The 15,268-nt window shown below is 64.4% G+C and carries 19 protein-coding genes and 3 pseudogenes; 12 read left to right on the forward strand and 10 right to left on the reverse strand.

The window, feature by feature from the left end; all coding sequences use genetic code 11:
* Nucleotides 1–131: 131 nt before the first annotated feature.
* Nucleotides 132–971: a PhzF family phenazine biosynthesis protein gene (locus DIS04_RS07210; protein WP_111413098.1), complete on the forward strand. Its 840-nt coding sequence runs from the start codon at nt 132–134 to the stop codon at nt 969–971.
* A gap of 16 nt (nt 972–987) precedes the next feature.
* Here the strand turns inward: DIS04_RS07210 and DIS04_RS07215 are convergent, their stop codons facing one another.
* The 4 genes from DIS04_RS07215 to DIS04_RS07230 form a co-directional block, all read right to left on the reverse strand.
* Entirely contained in the window at nt 988–1,392 is a 405-nt protein-coding gene (locus tag DIS04_RS07215) for a hypothetical protein (RefSeq protein WP_111413099.1), read from the reverse strand.
* Nucleotides 1,376–1,573 carry a helix-turn-helix transcriptional regulator gene (locus DIS04_RS07220; RefSeq protein WP_111413100.1) on the reverse strand — a complete coding sequence of 66 codons (198 nt, stop codon included), beginning with the start codon at nt 1,571–1,573 and terminating at the stop codon, nt 1,376–1,378. Before DIS04_RS07220 ends, DIS04_RS07215 begins: the two co-directional genes overlap by 17 nt.
* A gap of 113 nt (nt 1,574–1,686) precedes the next feature.
* Entirely contained in the window at nt 1,687–2,145 is a 459-nt protein-coding gene (locus DIS04_RS07225; protein WP_111413101.1) for a carboxymuconolactone decarboxylase family protein, read from the reverse strand.
* A 73-nt stretch (nt 2,146–2,218) separates the two neighbouring features.
* Nucleotides 2,219–3,517: an NAD(P)/FAD-dependent oxidoreductase gene (locus tag DIS04_RS07230; RefSeq protein WP_111413102.1), complete on the reverse strand. Its 1,299-nt coding sequence runs from the start codon at nt 3,515–3,517 to the stop codon at nt 2,219–2,221.
* Between the two features lie 237 nt (nt 3,518–3,754).
* Here DIS04_RS07230 and DIS04_RS07235 point away from each other — a divergent pair, with 237 nt between their 5' ends.
* The 5 genes from DIS04_RS07235 to DIS04_RS07255 all read left to right on the forward strand — a co-directional run bounded on the left by DIS04_RS07235 (nt 3,755) and on the right by DIS04_RS07255 (nt 8,084).
* Nucleotides 3,755–4,573 (forward strand): AraC family transcriptional regulator, encoded by an 819-nt coding sequence (locus tag DIS04_RS07235; RefSeq protein WP_111413103.1) that lies wholly within the window; start codon nt 3,755–3,757, stop codon nt 4,571–4,573.
* A gap of 32 nt (nt 4,574–4,605) precedes the next feature.
* Nucleotides 4,606–5,025 carry a PadR family transcriptional regulator gene (locus DIS04_RS07240; protein ID WP_111413104.1) on the forward strand — a complete coding sequence of 140 codons (420 nt, stop codon included), beginning with the start codon at nt 4,606–4,608 and terminating at the stop codon, nt 5,023–5,025.
* A gap of 49 nt (nt 5,026–5,074) precedes the next feature.
* Nucleotides 5,075–6,241 carry an MFS transporter gene (locus DIS04_RS07245; RefSeq protein ID WP_111413105.1) on the forward strand — a complete coding sequence of 389 codons (1,167 nt, stop codon included), beginning with the start codon at nt 5,075–5,077 and terminating at the stop codon, nt 6,239–6,241.
* Nucleotides 6,238–6,987: an arsenical resistance protein ArsH gene (gene arsH / locus DIS04_RS07250; RefSeq protein ID WP_111413106.1), complete on the forward strand. Its 750-nt coding sequence runs from the start codon at nt 6,238–6,240 to the stop codon at nt 6,985–6,987. Before DIS04_RS07245 ends, arsH begins: the two co-directional genes overlap by 4 nt.
* Before the next feature lie 122 nt (nt 6,988–7,109).
* Nucleotides 7,110–8,084: an SDR family oxidoreductase gene (locus DIS04_RS07255; RefSeq protein ID WP_111413314.1), complete on the forward strand. Its 975-nt coding sequence runs from the start codon at nt 7,110–7,112 to the stop codon at nt 8,082–8,084.
* A 120-nt stretch (nt 8,085–8,204) separates the two neighbouring features.
* Here the strand turns inward: DIS04_RS07255 and DIS04_RS07260 are convergent, their stop codons facing one another.
* Nucleotides 8,205–8,651 (reverse strand): GNAT family N-acetyltransferase, encoded by a 447-nt coding sequence (locus DIS04_RS07260; RefSeq protein ID WP_111413107.1) that lies wholly within the window; start codon nt 8,649–8,651, stop codon nt 8,205–8,207.
* Nucleotides 8,652–8,774: 123 nt separating this feature from the next.
* A complete protein-coding gene (locus DIS04_RS07265; RefSeq protein WP_111413108.1) occupies nt 8,775–9,494 on the reverse strand; it encodes an FMN-dependent NADH-azoreductase in 720 nt (239 codons plus the stop codon).
* A 140-nt stretch (nt 9,495–9,634) separates the two neighbouring features.
* On the opposite strand from DIS04_RS07265, the gene gcvA reads away from it, so the two are divergent.
* A complete protein-coding gene (gene gcvA / locus DIS04_RS07270; RefSeq protein WP_111413109.1) occupies nt 9,635–10,549 on the forward strand; it encodes a transcriptional regulator GcvA in 915 nt (304 codons plus the stop codon).
* A 9-nt stretch (nt 10,550–10,558) separates the two neighbouring features.
* On the opposite strand, the gene sigJ is transcribed toward gcvA, so the two are convergent.
* The 3 genes from sigJ to DIS04_RS20440 form a co-directional block, all read right to left on the reverse strand.
* Complete coding sequence (sigJ, locus tag DIS04_RS07275) at nt 10,559–11,431, reverse strand: RNA polymerase sigma factor SigJ (protein WP_111413110.1); 873 nt, start codon at nt 11,429–11,431, stop codon at nt 10,559–10,561.
* The gene (locus DIS04_RS07280; protein ID WP_111413111.1) at nt 11,431–11,763 is read right to left on the reverse strand and encodes a putative quinol monooxygenase; all 333 of its coding nucleotides are present in this window, start codon (nt 11,761–11,763) and stop codon (nt 11,431–11,433) included. The genes sigJ and DIS04_RS07280 overlap by 1 nt, the downstream gene beginning before the upstream one ends.
* 109 nt (nt 11,764–11,872) lie before the next feature.
* Nucleotides 11,873–12,049, reverse strand: coding sequence for a hypothetical protein (locus tag DIS04_RS20440; protein WP_162623019.1), 177 nt, complete (start codon nt 12,047–12,049; stop codon nt 11,873–11,875).
* A 93-nt stretch (nt 12,050–12,142) separates the two neighbouring features.
* On the opposite strand from DIS04_RS20440, the pseudogene DIS04_RS07285 reads away from it, so the two are divergent.
* The 4 genes and pseudogenes from DIS04_RS07285 to DIS04_RS20935 form a co-directional block, all read left to right on the forward strand.
* Nucleotides 12,143–12,355 (forward strand): annotated as a pseudogene (locus DIS04_RS07285) (IS30 family transposase); the annotation flags it as partial.
* Between the two features lie 134 nt (nt 12,356–12,489).
* Nucleotides 12,490–12,855, forward strand: a complete 366-nt coding sequence (locus tag DIS04_RS07290) for a hypothetical protein (RefSeq protein WP_111413112.1) — start codon at nt 12,490–12,492, stop codon at nt 12,853–12,855.
* 283 nt (nt 12,856–13,138) lie between these two features.
* A pseudogene (gene tnpC / locus DIS04_RS20630) lies at nt 13,139–14,070 on the forward strand (IS66 family transposase); the annotation flags it as partial.
* Between the two features lie 462 nt (nt 14,071–14,532).
* A complete protein-coding gene (locus DIS04_RS20935; protein ID WP_111413117.1) occupies nt 14,533–14,928 on the forward strand; it encodes an IS110 family transposase in 396 nt (131 codons plus the stop codon).
* On the opposite strand, the gene DIS04_RS07325 is transcribed toward DIS04_RS20935, so the two are convergent.
* Nucleotides 14,823–15,053: a transposase domain-containing protein gene (locus DIS04_RS07325; RefSeq protein WP_422667632.1), complete on the reverse strand. Its 231-nt coding sequence runs from the start codon at nt 15,051–15,053 to the stop codon at nt 14,823–14,825. The genes DIS04_RS20935 and DIS04_RS07325 overlap by 106 nt on opposite strands.
* Here DIS04_RS07325 and DIS04_RS07330 point away from each other — a divergent pair.
* Nucleotides 15,004–15,215: pseudogene (locus tag DIS04_RS07330) on the forward strand (transposase domain-containing protein); the annotation flags it as partial. The gene DIS04_RS07325 and the pseudogene DIS04_RS07330 sit on opposite strands and share 50 nt — an antisense overlap.
* Nucleotides 15,216–15,268 lie beyond the last annotated feature (53 nt).

A 15,268-nucleotide genomic window follows, 5' to 3' on the forward strand; every position in this document is an offset into this window, starting at 1 on the left:
CACTAATACAGCTCCCTTCCTGGAGCGTAGCCAAGAGTACAGGACACGGCCTGAACGAGTTGCGGCGCGCCATTGTGTTCCCCCCGTTTTGCCCCAAGATGGAAAGAACCCCTTCACACCAGGAGCTTCCCATGAGCGGCACTCTCTTTCGCCTGGCGGCGTTTACCGACGATCCCGGCGGCGGCAACCCCGCCGGGGTGTGGCTTGGCGAGGCGCTGCCCGACCCGGCGGAGATGCAGCGGATCGCCGCCGAGGTGGGCTATTCCGAAACCGCCTTCATCGCCCCGGCCGAGGGCGAGCGGCGCCTTGTGCGTTATTACAGCCCCGAAGCGGAAGTCAGCTTTTGCGGCCATGCCACGGTGGCCAGCGGCGTGCAGATGGGGCGGCTGAGCGGGGCGGGTACTTACCTGCTGGAGACGGCGGTGGGCGAGGTGATGGTCACCGTCAATCAGGTGGAAGGGGAGTGGCAGGCCTCGCTGGTATCGGTCACGCCGGAATTCCGCCCCGCCGAGCCGGCGCTGGTCGAGCAGGTGCGTGAACTGCTCGGCTGGCAGGCCGAGGAGCTCGACCTCAAGATTCCGCCTGCGCGGGCCTACGCCGGGGCCTGGCACCTGGTGCTGGCGTGCAGGACAGAGCAGCGCCTCGCGCGGCTCGAATACGATTTCGAGCGGCTCAAGGCGCTGATGCTGCGCGAGGGCCTGACCACGCTGCAGCTGGTGTGGCGTGAGAGCGAAGCGCGCTTCCATGCCCGCGACCCGTTCCCGGTGGGCGGCGTGGTGGAAGACCCCGCCACCGGGGCGGCGGCCGCGGCGCTGGGCGGCTACCTGCGTGATGCGGGCCTGCTCCAGGCGCCCGCCCAGTTGACGATCCTGCAAGGCGAAGCGATGGGGCGGCCCAGCCGCCTGCAGGTGGACATTCCCCTCTCGGGCGGCATCGTCGTGACCGGACCGGCGGTGAGCCTGGAGGGCTGAAGTCGGTCTGTCCCGCTCACAGGCGACGGCGCAGTATCACGGTGGCGAGCAGATGGGTGGTGCCACCGACGAAGCCGATCAGCGTGAAGGCTCCGGGGGCCCCCCGCGCGACCTCCCAGAAGAAGCCGATCAGCGCGACGCCGAGCACGGCGAAATAGGCCGCGCGCAGGGCGTAGAGCTGGATCAGGGCGTGGCGTTCGTCCAGCGGCGGATCGTGACTAAGCATCTGAATCGATTCGAAGCGCTGGCCGAAGCGCATCAGCGCGGCATAGCCGAGCATGATGGCGAGCATGACCGTGCCGATGCCGGGAGCATCCGCTGCCAGCCAGGAGGTCAGGAACATCGCCACGCCCAGGGCCGCTCCACACAGCGGTACGAGCATGGGCTTGTTGTCCGCTGGGGCTTCACGGTGCTCGGTCATCAAATACCTCCTCGACGGGCTTGCCGAAAAAACGCGCCAGGCGCAGGGCGAGTGGCAGCGAGGGAACGTAGCGGCCGACTTCGATGGAGTTGATGGTATTGCGCGAGACCCCCATGGCCTCGGCCAGATCTGCCTGGGTCAGCCCCCGCGTCTTGCGCAGCGAACGGATGTGGTTGTGCATATGCCAAGCCTGTTTGGCATTCTGTGTTTTGTCAAGCAAGCTTGGCATTCATGCGCCTGAGGCGAATCGACGGCGAGCTGATCACGCGGCTCACCAAGGAGGCAGATGCAACCCTATGCGGGCTGGTAACTGCCGGTGTCGGCGGCGAAGCTTATCGATAGTCGATTCCAGGCGTTGATGGTGCAGATCGCCAGGGTGAGGTCGGTCAGCCCCTGCTCCGAGAAGTGCTCGCGGGTGGCCGCGTACAGGGCCTCGTCGATGCCGTGGCCGGCGATCAGGGTATTGGCATCGGCCCAGGCCAGGGCGGCACGTTCGCGCGGTGAGTAGAAGGGTGTTTCGCGCCAGGCGCTCAGGCCGTACAGTCGCTGCTCGGTTTCGCCGGCCTGGCGGGCGTCCTTGGTGTGCATGTCGATGCAATAGGCGCAGCCGTTGATCTGCGACACGCGGGTGTAGACCAGCGCCAGCAGGCCGTCGCCAAGTTCACCCGCTTCGGCTGCCTGGTGGAGGTGGCGCTGCAGGCCGAGCATGGCCTTGAGGCCGGCGGGGCTGGCGGCGTAGTAGTTCATGCGCATGGGTGGGGCTCCGTAAGGGGTGGAAGCCCCACCCTAGCGCGGCGGTTATCGCCTCGATTGTAGTTTTTCGACCTCAGTGCAGCTTCATGCGCGGACGGATGAAGCGGTTGAGTCCGTCCGAGAGCAGGATCAGCGCGGTCTTGGCCGTGCCATGGATGGCGCGCTGGTGCATGCGGTAGAGCGAGGCATAGAAGAACTTGGCCAGGCGCCCCTCGATGAACAGACTGCGCGCCGAGGCGCCGCGCATCAGGCTGCCGATCGCCTCGAAGTGGGCCAGCGAGATGAGCGAGCCGCGATCGCGATAGCGGAATGGCTTGAGCGGGCCGTTATCGAGCCGGGCGAGCAGGTTCTTGTAGAGCCGCTGGGCCTGCTGGTGGGCGGCCTGGGCCCGCGGCGGTACCACGGAGCCGTCCGGCTGCGGGCAGCTGGCACAGTCGCCGAAGACGAAGATGTTGGGGTCGTCGACGCTCTGCAGCGTCGGCTCGACCTTGATGCACTGGTTGCGCTCCAGCGTCAGGCCCAGGCCGCGCAGCATGTCGGGCGCCTTGATGCCGGCGGCCCAGACGTTGAGGTCCGTTTCGATACGCGCCTCGTCGGCGGTGACGATGGCGTTCTGCTCAACGCATACCACCCGCGTGTCGGTGTGTACCTGCACGCCGAGGCGTTCCAGTTCGGTGCGCACGGCGCCGCGAATGCGTTCGGGCAGGGCCGGCAACACGTCCGGCGCGGCCTCGATCAGGTGGACCTCGAGGTGGCGGCTGTCCATCTCGGTGAAACCGTAGCTGTGCAGCATGCGCGAGGCGTCGTAGAGCTCCGCGGCCAGCTCCACGCCGGTGGCGCCGGCGCCGACGATACCCACGGTCAGGCGCGGGTGATGCCGCCGCTCGGGGTCGCTGTAGCGCAGGAAGGTATTGAGCATGTCGTGGCGGAAGGCTTCCGCCTGGGCCGGGCTGTCGAGGAAGTGGCAGTGTTCGGCGACGCCGGGGGTGCCGAAGTCGTTACTCACGCTGCCGAGCGCCAATACCAGCAGATCGTAATCCAGGGTGCGGGCAGGCAGCACTTCCTCGCCGTAGTCGTCGAGCACCGGGGCCAGACGCAGCTGGCGGGCGTCGCGGTCGAGCCCCTCGAGAGTGCCGCGCTGGAAGCGATAGCCGTTCGACTGGGCGTGGCTCTGGTAGGAAATCTCGTCGATGCTGGAGTCGAGCGCCCCGGTGGCGACCTCGTGCAGCAGCGGCTTCCAGATATGGGTCGAGTTGCGGTCGATCAGGGTAATCTCCGCCCTGCCGCGCCGCCCCAGGCGCCGGCCGAGGCGCGTGACCAGCTCCAGCCCACCGGCGCCGCCGCCGACGACCACGATTCGCGTTCTGTCCATTGAGTGCTCCACTAGGATGAAAGATGAGGTAATGGGAAAATGGTCCCCCTACTCTACAACTGGACGATGAGCAAGGTTGGACTTTTTGCTTATCTACCTGCTCGCTCGGCATGCTCCGAAGGGGCCGCCCCGGACGGCCTTGCCTTCCACTGAGAGGGGGTGAACGTGGATGCAGTCCTTCAGCCTGCCCTGGCTGACCGCAGCGGGATTGGAGATTTCCGGCCTGTTGCGCCGGCGATGACTTCCGGCCTGTCGTTCGAGTGCTTCGCGCCCGGCGCGGCGCTGCGCCCCTACGTGCAGTGCTACTGGCGGGCCCGTGGAGCCAACGTCGGCGGGCCGGCAAGCGTGGAGCACCTGCATCCGGATGGCGCCGCGGGGTTGCTGTTCAACTTCGGCGCTGCGCTCGAGCGCGACGGCGAGCGGGTACACGGCGCTTGCTGGATCGACGGCCCCAAGCGGCGCACGGCCAGGCTGGCGGTAGGTGGCGCGCTCGACCTGCTGGGCGTTCGCTTCCTGCCGGGCATGGCATTTCCCTTCCTTGGCGAGTCCCTATCGGCCCTGGCCGGCGGGGAGCTGACGCCGGGTGGAGCCCTGCGCCGGCTCGAGCTCGAAGCGCTGCATCAGCGGCTGCAGGAAACACCCGAACGGATGGGGCGTATCGCGCTGTTGGAGGGTTACCTGCTCAAGCGGCTGCAGCGTCACGCGACGCCTGAGGGGCCGGCCCTGTCCGCATCGCTTGCCTGGTTGCAACGCCACCGGGGCCAGGCCAGTATCGCCGCGCTGGTGGCGGCGCTGCCGGTGGGCCAGCGCCGCCTGGAGCGGCTGTTCCAGCAACACGTTGGGCTTTCGCCCAAGCGCTACGCCCGTCTGCTTCGCGTCGCCCACTGTCGCGAACTGATCAAGCAGGGTGGGGCGGCCTTGCCGTTGACCGATACCGCCTTCACCGCCGGCTACTTCGACCAGGCCCACTTCATCCACGACTTCAAGGCCGTGACCGGCCTGACACCGGGCGGCTACCGCGAGCATGTCAGACGGCGAGGGTACGGTCGCGCTTGACGCCTCGATCATCGAGGTATACGTTTTTTGTCATGAGCCAAGCGAAACCCGAAGCGGCCACCGGCCGCCGGATACCCGACTACAGCGACCCTTCCTACTGGCGCGGCACGATCAAGATGTCGCTGTCGAAGTTCTTCGTGCTCAGCGTGCTGCACCGCAAACCGATGCACGGCTATGAGGTGGTGCAGGCAGTGGAGAAGAGCACCAACGGCTGCTGCAGCCCCTCGGAGGGCACGGTCTATCCGGTGCTCAACGAGTTCGAGGCGGGGGGCTACCTCTCCGCGACGAACGAGGTGGTGCAGGGGCGCTCGCGCAAGGTGTACACGCTGACGGAGAAGGGGCGGGAGGCCTTTCAGGTGGCGGTGGACGCCTGGCTCGAGGCCACGGACTGCATCGTCGAGAGCCGTCGCATGGCCGCTGGGGCAGTGAAACGGGAGGAGCGGGAAGCATGAGCGCGGCGCGGTTTTTCAGGCCTCAATACCTCGATGATCGAGGTAGTCGATGAGCTCGCGCAGCGGTGTGGTCGTCGCCCTGGGCGTTTCCCAGACCCTGGCCTGGGGCTCGACCTACTATCTTCCGGCGATCCTCGCCGTGCCCATGGCGCGAGACCTCGGCCTTGCCACGGGTACGGTATTCGCGGCCTTCTCCTCGGCGTTGGTGGTATCGGCCGTGCTGGGGCCGTCGGTGGGGCGGCGCATCGACCGCTTCGGTGGGCGCGACGTGCTGTCAGCCTCGAGCCTGGTGTTTGCCTTGGGTCTGGTGCTGCTGGGTCTGGCGGATGGAGCCAAGCTGCTATGGGCGGGATGGCTGGTGATCGGCGTCGGCATGGGCATGGGGCTGTACGAATCGGCTTTCTCGACCCTGGCCGGGCTCTATGGCCGAGAAGCGCGTGGCCCCATTACAGGCATCACGCTACTGGCGGGCTTTGCCAGCACCGTGTGCTGGCCGATCACCGGCTGGCTCAACGCCGAATTCGGCTGGCAGAACGCCTGCTTCACCTGGGCGGCGGTGCATCTGCTGCTGGGCCTGCCGCTCAACCGGCTGTTGATCCCGTTCGGCATTCAGCCGCCCGCGCCGCGTAGCGAGACGGCAACGGACGAAGAGGCGAACACGACCTGGCTGCCCATGGCGCTGCTGGCCTTCGTCTTCGCCGTGACCTGGTTCGTCAGTACCGCCATGGCGGCACACCTGCCGTGGCTGCTGCAGATCGCGGGGCTCTCGCCCGCCGCCGCCATTGCCGCCGCGGCGCTGGTGGGGCCGGCCCAGGTGGCGGCGCGACTGCTCGAGTTCTCGCTGCTGCAGCGCTTTCATCCGCTGCTCTCGGCCAAGCTGGCGGTTATCGCGCATCCCGTCGGCGCGCTCGGCGTCATGACGCTGGGGACGCCGCTCGCCACGCTGTTCGTGCTGCTGCACGGTGCCGGCAACGGCATTCTCACTATTGCCAAGGGCACGCTGCCACTGGCCATTTTCGGTCCCCACGGCTATGGCCTGCGCCAGGGCGTGCTGATGGTACCGGCACGCTTCGGCCAGGCGCTGGCGCCGCTGGCCTTCGCCCTGTTGATCGAGCGCTTCGGTACCCAGGCGCTGCTGTTCTCCTCGGCCCTGGGGCTCGCCGCCCTGGTGGCGCTGCTCGTCCTGCAAACCCACGCCATGAAGGAGGCGACATGAGGCTTCGCACGCTCAACGACCCCGATTATCTTCCAGCCCTCGACGCGCGCTTCGCTCTGCGGCAGCCCGGCCAGGGTCTGCCCGATCCGCTGGGCCATCCGCCACGCATCCTGCTGCTCTACGGCTCGCTGCGCGAACGCTCCTATTCACGCCTGGCGGTGGAGGAGGCCGCGCGGCTGCTGCGCTACTTCGGCGCCGAGACGCGCATCTTCGACCCTTCCGATCTGCCGCTGCCGGACCAGGTGCCGGGCGACGACCACCCGGCGGTGCGCGAGCTGCGCGAGCTGGCCATATGGTCGGAAGGACAGGTGTGGTGCAGCCCCGAACGTCATGGCCAGATTACCGGCGTAATGAAGACCCAGATCGACCACCTGCCGCTGAGCATGGGCGCGGTGCGGCCCACCCAGGGGCGCACGTTGGCGGTGATGCAGGTCAGCGGCGGTTCGCAGTCGTTCAACGCGGTGAATACCCTGCGCCTGCTGGGGCGCTGGATGCGCATGTTCACCATCCCCAACCAGTCGAGCGTGCCCAAGGCGTACCAGGAGTTCGACGAAGCCGGGCGCATGCGACCCTCGCCGCTCTACGACCGCATCGCCGATGTCATGGAGGAGCTGGTGCGCTTCACCCTGCTGCTGCGGCCCCACGCCGAGACGCTGGTGGACCGCTACTCGGAGCGCCGCGAAGTGGCCGGCGCCAAGGCCGACCCGGTGACCGACAAGGCGGCGGTTGCCCAGACATCGGAGTAGCGCCATTGGCAGCAACATAAGCCGCAACCGCCCGCTTCGCTGAGCTTATCGCCAGGATATTGACCTACCTTTCAAGGTAAGAGCGGCCAGGAGGCCGTGAGACCACCGGAATGGAGGCAATCATGAACCCACCTGCGATGACCGAAACCGTAGTCGTCATTACCGGCGCTTCCAGCGGCATCGGGCGTGCCACGGCCCATGAATTTGCGCGCCAGGGCGCGGTCCTGTTCCTGGCTGCCCGGGACAAGCAAGCGTTGCATGACGTCGCCGAGGAGTGTCATCGGCTCGGTGGCCAGGCTCGTTTTATCGTCGCCGACGTTACCCAGCCTGAAGATATGCAGCAACTGGCCCAGCGCGCGATAGCGGCGGCGGGCAGGATCGATGTATGGGTCAACAATGCGGGTGTCGGTGCGCTTGGGGCCTTCGAGGAGATCCCCCTGGAGGACCACGCACGCGTCATCCAGACGGACCTTGTCGGTCAGATCAATGGCGCCTACGCCGTGCTGCCTCACTTCAAGCAGCGCGGGCGCGGCATCCTGATCAACAATATTTCCCTGGGCGGCTGGGCGCCCCAGCCTTACGCCACTTCATATAGTGCGGCTAAGTTTGGCCTGCGCGCCTTTGCCGAAAGCCTGCAGGGTGAGTTGCATCATTGGCAGGATATCCATGTCTGTAATGTCTATCCTGCCGTGATGGATACCCCGGGGTTTCGCGACGGAGGCAATTACACGGGCCGAGCCGTCCAGCCTGTGCCTCCTGTCTACGACCCTCGGCGTACCGCTCGGACGATTGTCAAACTTGCTCGACACCCTCAGCCGGCTGCTTACGTGGGGTTGCCCGCCATACTGGCTCGCCTTGCCCATGGAATGCCGGGCTACAGCCGGCTCAATGCCAACCTGGTCGACCTTGCCCTGAAGCGGGCCCGGCCCATGGCGAACTCCTCAGGCAACCTCCATGCCCCTCCGAGCGGCAAGCGGCGTATCGACGGTGGCTTCCGATCGTCGGACGGTCGCCGCAAGGCGGTTATGGCCGCGACCCTTGGAGGGGCGCTGGTGGGCTTTTGCCTGTCTCGCCGCCTCAGGCTGCATCAGGACTGAGCGTGGGGAATGCCTCATGCTGACAGCGAAGCGCTGCCCCATCCGCCAAGCAGTCGCTTGGCCAGCCGCATGCGACTGGATCATGGGGCTGAGGGTGCTTCGTTTAGTGCGTGACTGTTGTCAGTAGTCGAGAGCCAGCCAAAGCCTGTCCTTGTGCTGGATGCCGTTCTCGTAGATCGGCTCATCGTAGTGAGTCAGGAAGTAGTCACGCTCCACGGCGACGACCCTGACCCCTGCACGCTGGTAGAAGGTGAGCTGATAACCGAAGGTGCCGGTGCCAAGTTCAAGGCGCCGTACCCCCGCCTCCCGAACCGTTGCGATGGCGTGATCCAGTAGCCGTGCGCCGATGCCCTTGCGCTGATGCGCCGGGGCGACGGCAATGTTCATCAGCTCATGAACTCCATCGCCAACGGGCTGGGTGACATAGGTGCCCACGATCTCCCCCTCGACTGTCGCGACATGGCAGATCGAGCGTTCGAGGTAGTGCTTGATGGCGTCTAGCGAGGGATCGGCCTCCAGCAGAAGATTGAGAGGTGCCTCGGCGCTGGGTACGGATTTGATTTGCATGTCGGTGTTCCTGCGACGTATCGGGTAGCGGCCGTGTCCGTATGACGACGCGCCGACTGACAGAGGCTACAGGGACGAGGCCGGGGCGTCATGCGCCCCGGTGTTTGGCCATTGAAGGGGCCATTAGGCTGGCTGCAACTGGCGCCTGGCCGTAGCTTCGCTGAGCAGGCGCTCCACCAGCCGGTCGATACGCGCCAGGGCGCTTTCGGTCGAGGCCGCCAGCGCCTTGCCGCCTTCCTCCTGGTGCTCAATGGCGATGTCGTGAAAGTCACCGATGCCGATGAACTGCAGGGCGGTACGAACGCTCGGTTCCAGGTGGTTGAAGGCCGCCATGCTGCGCCCTGGATCGAAATCGTAACCGCCGCGAGAGGAGAGCAGCACCGCATGCCGTTTCCGATCGGCGAGCAGCGGCACATATTGCCCCAACGGCATGAATGGGTGGGCGCCGTAGTCCAAATCGAAATCGACGGTGCGGCCTATGCGGACGATATTGTCGATCCAGGCCTTGAACGCGGCCGGCGGGCCGAAGTTGTACATGGGTACGCCGAGCACCAGGATGTCGGCTCGCTCGACCTCGTTGACCAGGGCATCGCTCTCGGCAAGCACTGCCCGCATCGGTTCGGTCAGTCGCTCGATGGGCGTGAAGGCGGCTTCGATCCACTCGACGCTGGTCAGCTGTGGCGGGTTGGCGCCGATATCGCGATAGACGATTTCGACATCCGGCTCCAGAGTGCGCCAGTGCGAAACGAAATGCTGGGTCAGCCGGCGGGTATGCGAGCCGTGGTCGTGAGTGCCGGCACGGCCGGGCCGCGGGCTCGCATCGAGGTGAAGTAAACGCGTCATGGGTTTTCTCCGTCACTGGGTTTAGTATCTATTGAATGAGTTGTTCTCAGTCATGCCTGTGGCTCGTTTCATATAAGCCTGAAGCCAGGCAGGGCGACAAACGACGATTCTTTTTCAATAGTGGAAAATAAAACTCAGCCATGATGCCGCGACGACTGCCTTCGCTTTCCGCCCTGCGCGCCTTCGAGGCGGCGGCGCGCCACCTCAGTGCCAAGCGCGCCGCCGAGGAGCTCTCGGTCACGCCGACGGCGATCAGCCACCAGATTCGCCAGCTCGAGGAGAGCCTGGGGGTGGCCCTGTTCGTGCGTCGGCCGCGGCAGCTGATACTGACGGCGCAGGGGCAGGCACTGCTTGGCGTGCTGAGCGAATCCTTCGATGCCATCGCCGAGACGGTAACCAAGCTACGCCGGCCGCCGTCGCGCCAGGCAGTCACGCTCTCGACCACGCCGGCCGTCGCCGCACGCTGGCTGCTGCCCTGGGTCTGCCTGCTGCGCGATGCCCATCCGCAGATAGACCTGAGCATCCAGGTATCCCATGACTGGGTCGCCCTGGACGGCATCGTCGCCGACATGGCGATTCGCTATGGCGAGGGCCCCTGGCCCGGGCTCGTCGCCGAGAAGCTGTTCGATAACGTCTTCATTCCCGTCTGCAGCCCCGCGCTGGAACTTCACACTCCCGCCGAGCTGGTGCGCCATACGCTGCTGCATTTCTCATCGCCCAAGGCGACCGCACCGGTGGACTGGGCGGCCTGGCAGCGTCGGGTCCTGGTGCCGGGGCTCGATGTCAGCGCCGGCTTGCTGTTCTCCGATGAATCCCACGGCATAACGGCGGCGCTGGATGGCCAGGGCGTGGCCCTGATGAGCCGTCACCTGATCGCCGAGGAGCTGCGCCAAGGGCGCCTGGTCCAGCCGTTTGGCCCCGAGATCACGGTGCTGCCGTTTCATCTCGTCTATCCCCCCGAAAGGCTCGGGGAGCCGGCCATCGCCGCAGTGCGTGAGTGGATCCTGGGGTTGAATGAAGCGACTGCCCGCGAAAGCGTATGCCATGCCCAGTAGCCTGGCGCTTCATGGCACCAGTCCGGTGAGCTTGTCGGGATTGCGCACGATGAAGATATCCGTGGCATACCCTGAGCGGTCGTAGGCGAAGGTCACCGCAGCGACGACACTTCCCTCCTTGCGCATCACGCAGCCGTAGCCCCCGTTGATGTCGGCTTCACGCCATTCATAGTCGGCCCAGTACTGGCGCAATCGGCTGGCCAAAAAGCCGAGTACAGTCGACTTGCCGTGCAGCGGCTCGAGCAGGGTGGGCACCTTGCCGCCGCCGTCGGCACTCAGGCGAACCTCGGCCGAGAGCAGGTTCGCGAGCCGTGCCGTGGCGCCTTCGGTGATGGCGAGCCGGAAGGCCTCCAGCAGCGCCTGCTGGCGTTCCCGCGGTGGGGTGTGCCGTTCCTCGGCGGTCTGGAGGTTGCTTCGTGCCCGGGACACCAGCTTGCGACAAGCCGGCTCCTTGATCTCGAGCATGGCGGCGATCTCGGTGTAGGGCGTGTCGAAGATCTCGTGCAGCAGGTAGGCCGCTCGCTCCTTGGGCGACAGGCGCTCGAGCAGCAGCAGGAAGGCGGTGGAGAGCGAGTCGGCCAGCTGCATGCTGCGTTCCGCATCGGAGACGACGATGGTCGGGATGGGCTCGGGTAGCCAGGCGCCGACATACTCGACCCGAGCCCGGTGGGCGTTGCCCAGCAGATCGAGGCAGCGTCGCGTGCAGGCCGTGGTCAGCCAGGCGTGGGGCGTATCGATAGCCTCACGGTCCGCTGCCTGCCACTTGAGAAAGGTGTCCTGCACCGCATCCTCGGCGTCGGCGCGCGAGCCGAGGATGCGATAGGCCAGCCCCAGCAGCATGGGGCGGGCCTCCTCGAAGTGAAGCAAATCGGCGGAAGGCATCAGGCTGTCTCGGAAATCGGAGCCGCCTTGTCCTTGGCCCAGGCCACGGTGGCAGCATGAATCTCGGGCGGATGACCCAGCAGGGGCGTTACCGCGGCGACATAGGCTTCGTATGCCGGCCCCTGCATGAATGCCTGTGCATCCGCACCGTCGGCGTAGCGCTGGAAGACGCGGATCGTGTCGGGATCGCCATCATCGTAGCAGTAGAAGTAGGCGTCGTGGACCTGGCGCTCTTGGATGCTCGGCATCAGGTGAGACTCCCACAGGCGCCGTACCTCTTCGCGCTTGCCGGGGAGTGCCTTGTGCTTGATGAAAAGCGTGCTCTGGTTCATGCATGACTCCTGAATCGCTGATGTAAGGTAGAGAGATGAAGGCCTAGTGGCCGTCACTGTCATGACGATTCAGGAAGGCGCTGTGTGACATGCGGTTTCCAAGTGCAGGTCAATGCATCGTTTCATCTGGCTCCGGATGAAGAGTCAGTAGGCTACCATGCTCGCGGTATAGCCCGATGTCGCGCAGCATTCGCGGGTCGCACTCTCTCAATGCGAGATAATCCTGATGGTTGGGAATACTTCGATCGCCTCGCTTCAGCCATGTGATGAGCTTGTGCAGGAGCATGTCCCTTTCCCCAAAGTGACGTCTCACTGTGACTTTGCGGCTCCGGTCGAGAGGGAACACTCCGTTTATTGTCCTCGAATGCGTTCGGCCCACCCAGAGGGTGGCCGAAAAAGCATGGCCTATGATCAGGGGCGTGAAATGCCTCAGCATGCAAAGGTCGTCCAGGAAACCGGCATCGCTATTTATTTTTGCGATCGGCAACATGGAGGCATATGCGGCCTAGAATATGCTTCGACTTTAAATGTCCGATAGAAGTGCTGAGAACTGATGGATAAGCACCATGAAAGCCCACCAACAAGCAAATGAGTGTGTTGCACTCAGAGTCTGCCACTGCCCCAACCAGCAGCGGTTAAAGGCTCCAGGGTGCCGCGTTGGCTTGTGGCAACAAAGCCGACCTTGTATCCTGACAGCGCGGCAAGTCAGCCAAGGAAAGTTCCAGCATGCAGGGTGCACACAACACCGCAAAAGAGTCTCGCACAACCACTCGCACCCGTTTAGCGAACATTCGCACCCGCGTGGCGAAGGCGTCCAGGCAAACCGTAACAAGGCTGTGCGCCGAGATTCGCACACCGCGCTTCATTGGCGCCTCCCAGGTCGCACTGGTCTGGCTGGTCGTCTTGTGTGGTTTCGGTCTGACCGTTGGCAGCGAGCGCCAAAACACCTTAGCTGACCAGAACTTTGAGCCCTTTCAACTGCCCACAGCGCAGGACGCTCAGGTGATTCTTCCCACCGAGCTTGGCGGCACGTTGGAGCCTGCCGCCGGCTTTGAAGGCTACCCATACACGCGCAGTGAGGGGCGCTATTGATTCAACTTGATCCTGCCAGCCAACCACGTGCCCGGACTGACCATGGATGCTCCTGTCGGCCTAGAAAACATTCGCCTGCTGGCGCAGGAAGGCAGCCTGCTGTGCGCTCCCGAAGTAGAGTTTAATCTATCTGCAGATCCCAGCAGCATAGGCATCAAGGCCTACCTTGACCTGTCACAGCAGAGCACCAACTACTGGAGGCCCTCGGTTGCAGGGTATCGGGTGGAGGTGCGATGGGATCGGCGCTTCCAGGGCTGTCCCTACGAGCAGTCGGTGTTGGTAAGCCGACCATCAGCCGCTCTACCGGCAGGCACAGATCTTTGCCCGCGCGGGCGTGGAGATACCGCGCTCCACTCTGGCGGAGTGGGTCGGCATCTGCGGGGTGCGACTGCAGCCGCTGATCGATGCCCTGCGCGACATCCTGCTCACCGAACCGATACTGCATGCCGATGAAACGCCAGTGCCGATGCTGGCTCCGGGCAAAAAGAAGACTCATAAGGCCTACCTCTGAACCTATGCCACCACGCCCTACGCCGAGCTGAAGGCAGTGATCTACGCCTTCGCGCCCGGGCGCGGTGGCCAGCATGTCCGCGACTTCCTCGGCGGCTGGCAAGGCAAACTGATCTACGATGATTAAAGCGGCTACAAGCAGAGCTTTACCAACGGCGTCACCGAAATCGGTTGCATGGCCCACGCCCGACGCAAGTTCGTCGACCTGCACGTGGCCGGCAAGAGCCAGGTCGCCGAGCAGGCCATCGAGCTCATCGCCCAGCTCTACCAAGTGGAGCGCGAGGCCCAGTCGCTGAGTGCGGAATAACGCCAACGGCGACGCGACACCCGAGCAAAGCCTATCGCCGACGCGCTACACCGCTGGATGCTGGCTCATCGCGAGAAGCTGCCCAATGGCTCGGCGACGGCCAAGGCGTGGATTACAGCCTGAAGCGCTGGGTAGCACTGACGCGATACCTGGAGGACGGCAGACTGCCGATCGACAACAACCGGGCGGAGAACCTGATTCGCCCCTGGGCACTGGGCCGCTCGAACTGGCTATTTGCCGGGTCACTGCGCAGCGGTTAGCGCGCTGCCAACATCATGAGCCTGATCCAGACTGCCAAGCTGAATGGCCATGAACCGCATGCCTACCTGAAAGACGTGCTGACTCGGCTGCCGACGCAGAAAGCCTGCCAGATCCACGAATTCCTGCCTCAGCACTGAAAATCGGTCGACTGATCACTCGCAAAGGGTGATGGCCGGGCGCTTACCGTAGATGATCCATGGCTAATGCCAGCCAACACCGTTAGTTCGCCATACCCCCCAGGCGCTAGGGCAATCATGGCGATGTCGCGCGGGACCCTGAGCAATTGATGGATCCAGCTGAGCCAGTACCGAAACCAATGGGATTAAGTCCTCCCCACTCTACACCGGTGTCGCTGCGCCACACTGATTGGTAAGAGCATCACTTACCAGCCTTAGGATGAGGAGAACTCCCTATGAAGATAGGCCGGGTCGGCGTCGATATCGCAAAGTCCGTTTTTCATGTTCACGCTGTGGATCGCCATGATCAGGTCCAGTAGGCGGCAAGTACCCCCGTCATAGGTGACTGGATGCTCTCTCCAAACGTGTGCCTGTCGGGGCCGTGATCGGTATGGAACTGCGCTGCGTTTCACCACTGGGCACATGCGCTGCAGGCGCGTGGCTATCAAGCTGGATGCGGCCCAATTCGTTAAGCAATACGTAAAGAGCAACAAGAACTACCGTGTCGATGCCGAAACCATCTGTGGAGTCATGAGGCGGCCTAACATGAGCTTCGTTGCGGTCAAGACTGTCTACCAGCAGGATGTCCCGGCGGCACATCGGTTTCGTGAAGAGTTGGTCCGCCAGCGGACGGCCAAGGCCAACCAGATCCGCGGCCTGATCGGCGAGTACTACGGTAAGCGATCCACTAACCCCATCTGTGCCGGCTTGGCTCAGGCCGGTAGATTGCCTTTCCACCGCCACGGCAGCAAGGTGCTGAGATTATCAACGTCGCCGCGTGTTGGCAGCGTCTCGAACACGAATTGCAGGTATTTGTAGGGCGAGAGGCCATTTGCTTTGGTGGTCTCGATCAGGCTGTAGATGGCCACGCTGGCCTGGGCACCGCTCGGTGTATGGCTGTTTGCCGGCTCGCTGCACAGCGGCCAGTGCGCTGCCAACATCATGAGCCTGATCCAGTCTGCTTTATGCCGTGCATGGCATAATCTGCCAAGTTGAACGGCCATGAACCGCATGACTACCTGAAAGTTGGGCTGGCTCGGCTGCCGACGCAGAAAGGCAGTCAGATACAGGAACTCCTGTCTCAACACTGGAAACCGGGCGCCTGAACACTCGCAAAGGGTGATGGCTAGCCGCCTACCCAGTACCTAGTCGAAGGTGC

It is taken from the genome of Billgrantia lactosivorans (assembly GCF_003254665.1).
Classification (GTDB): Bacteria; Pseudomonadota; Gammaproteobacteria; order Pseudomonadales; family Halomonadaceae; genus Halomonas; species Halomonas lactosivorans.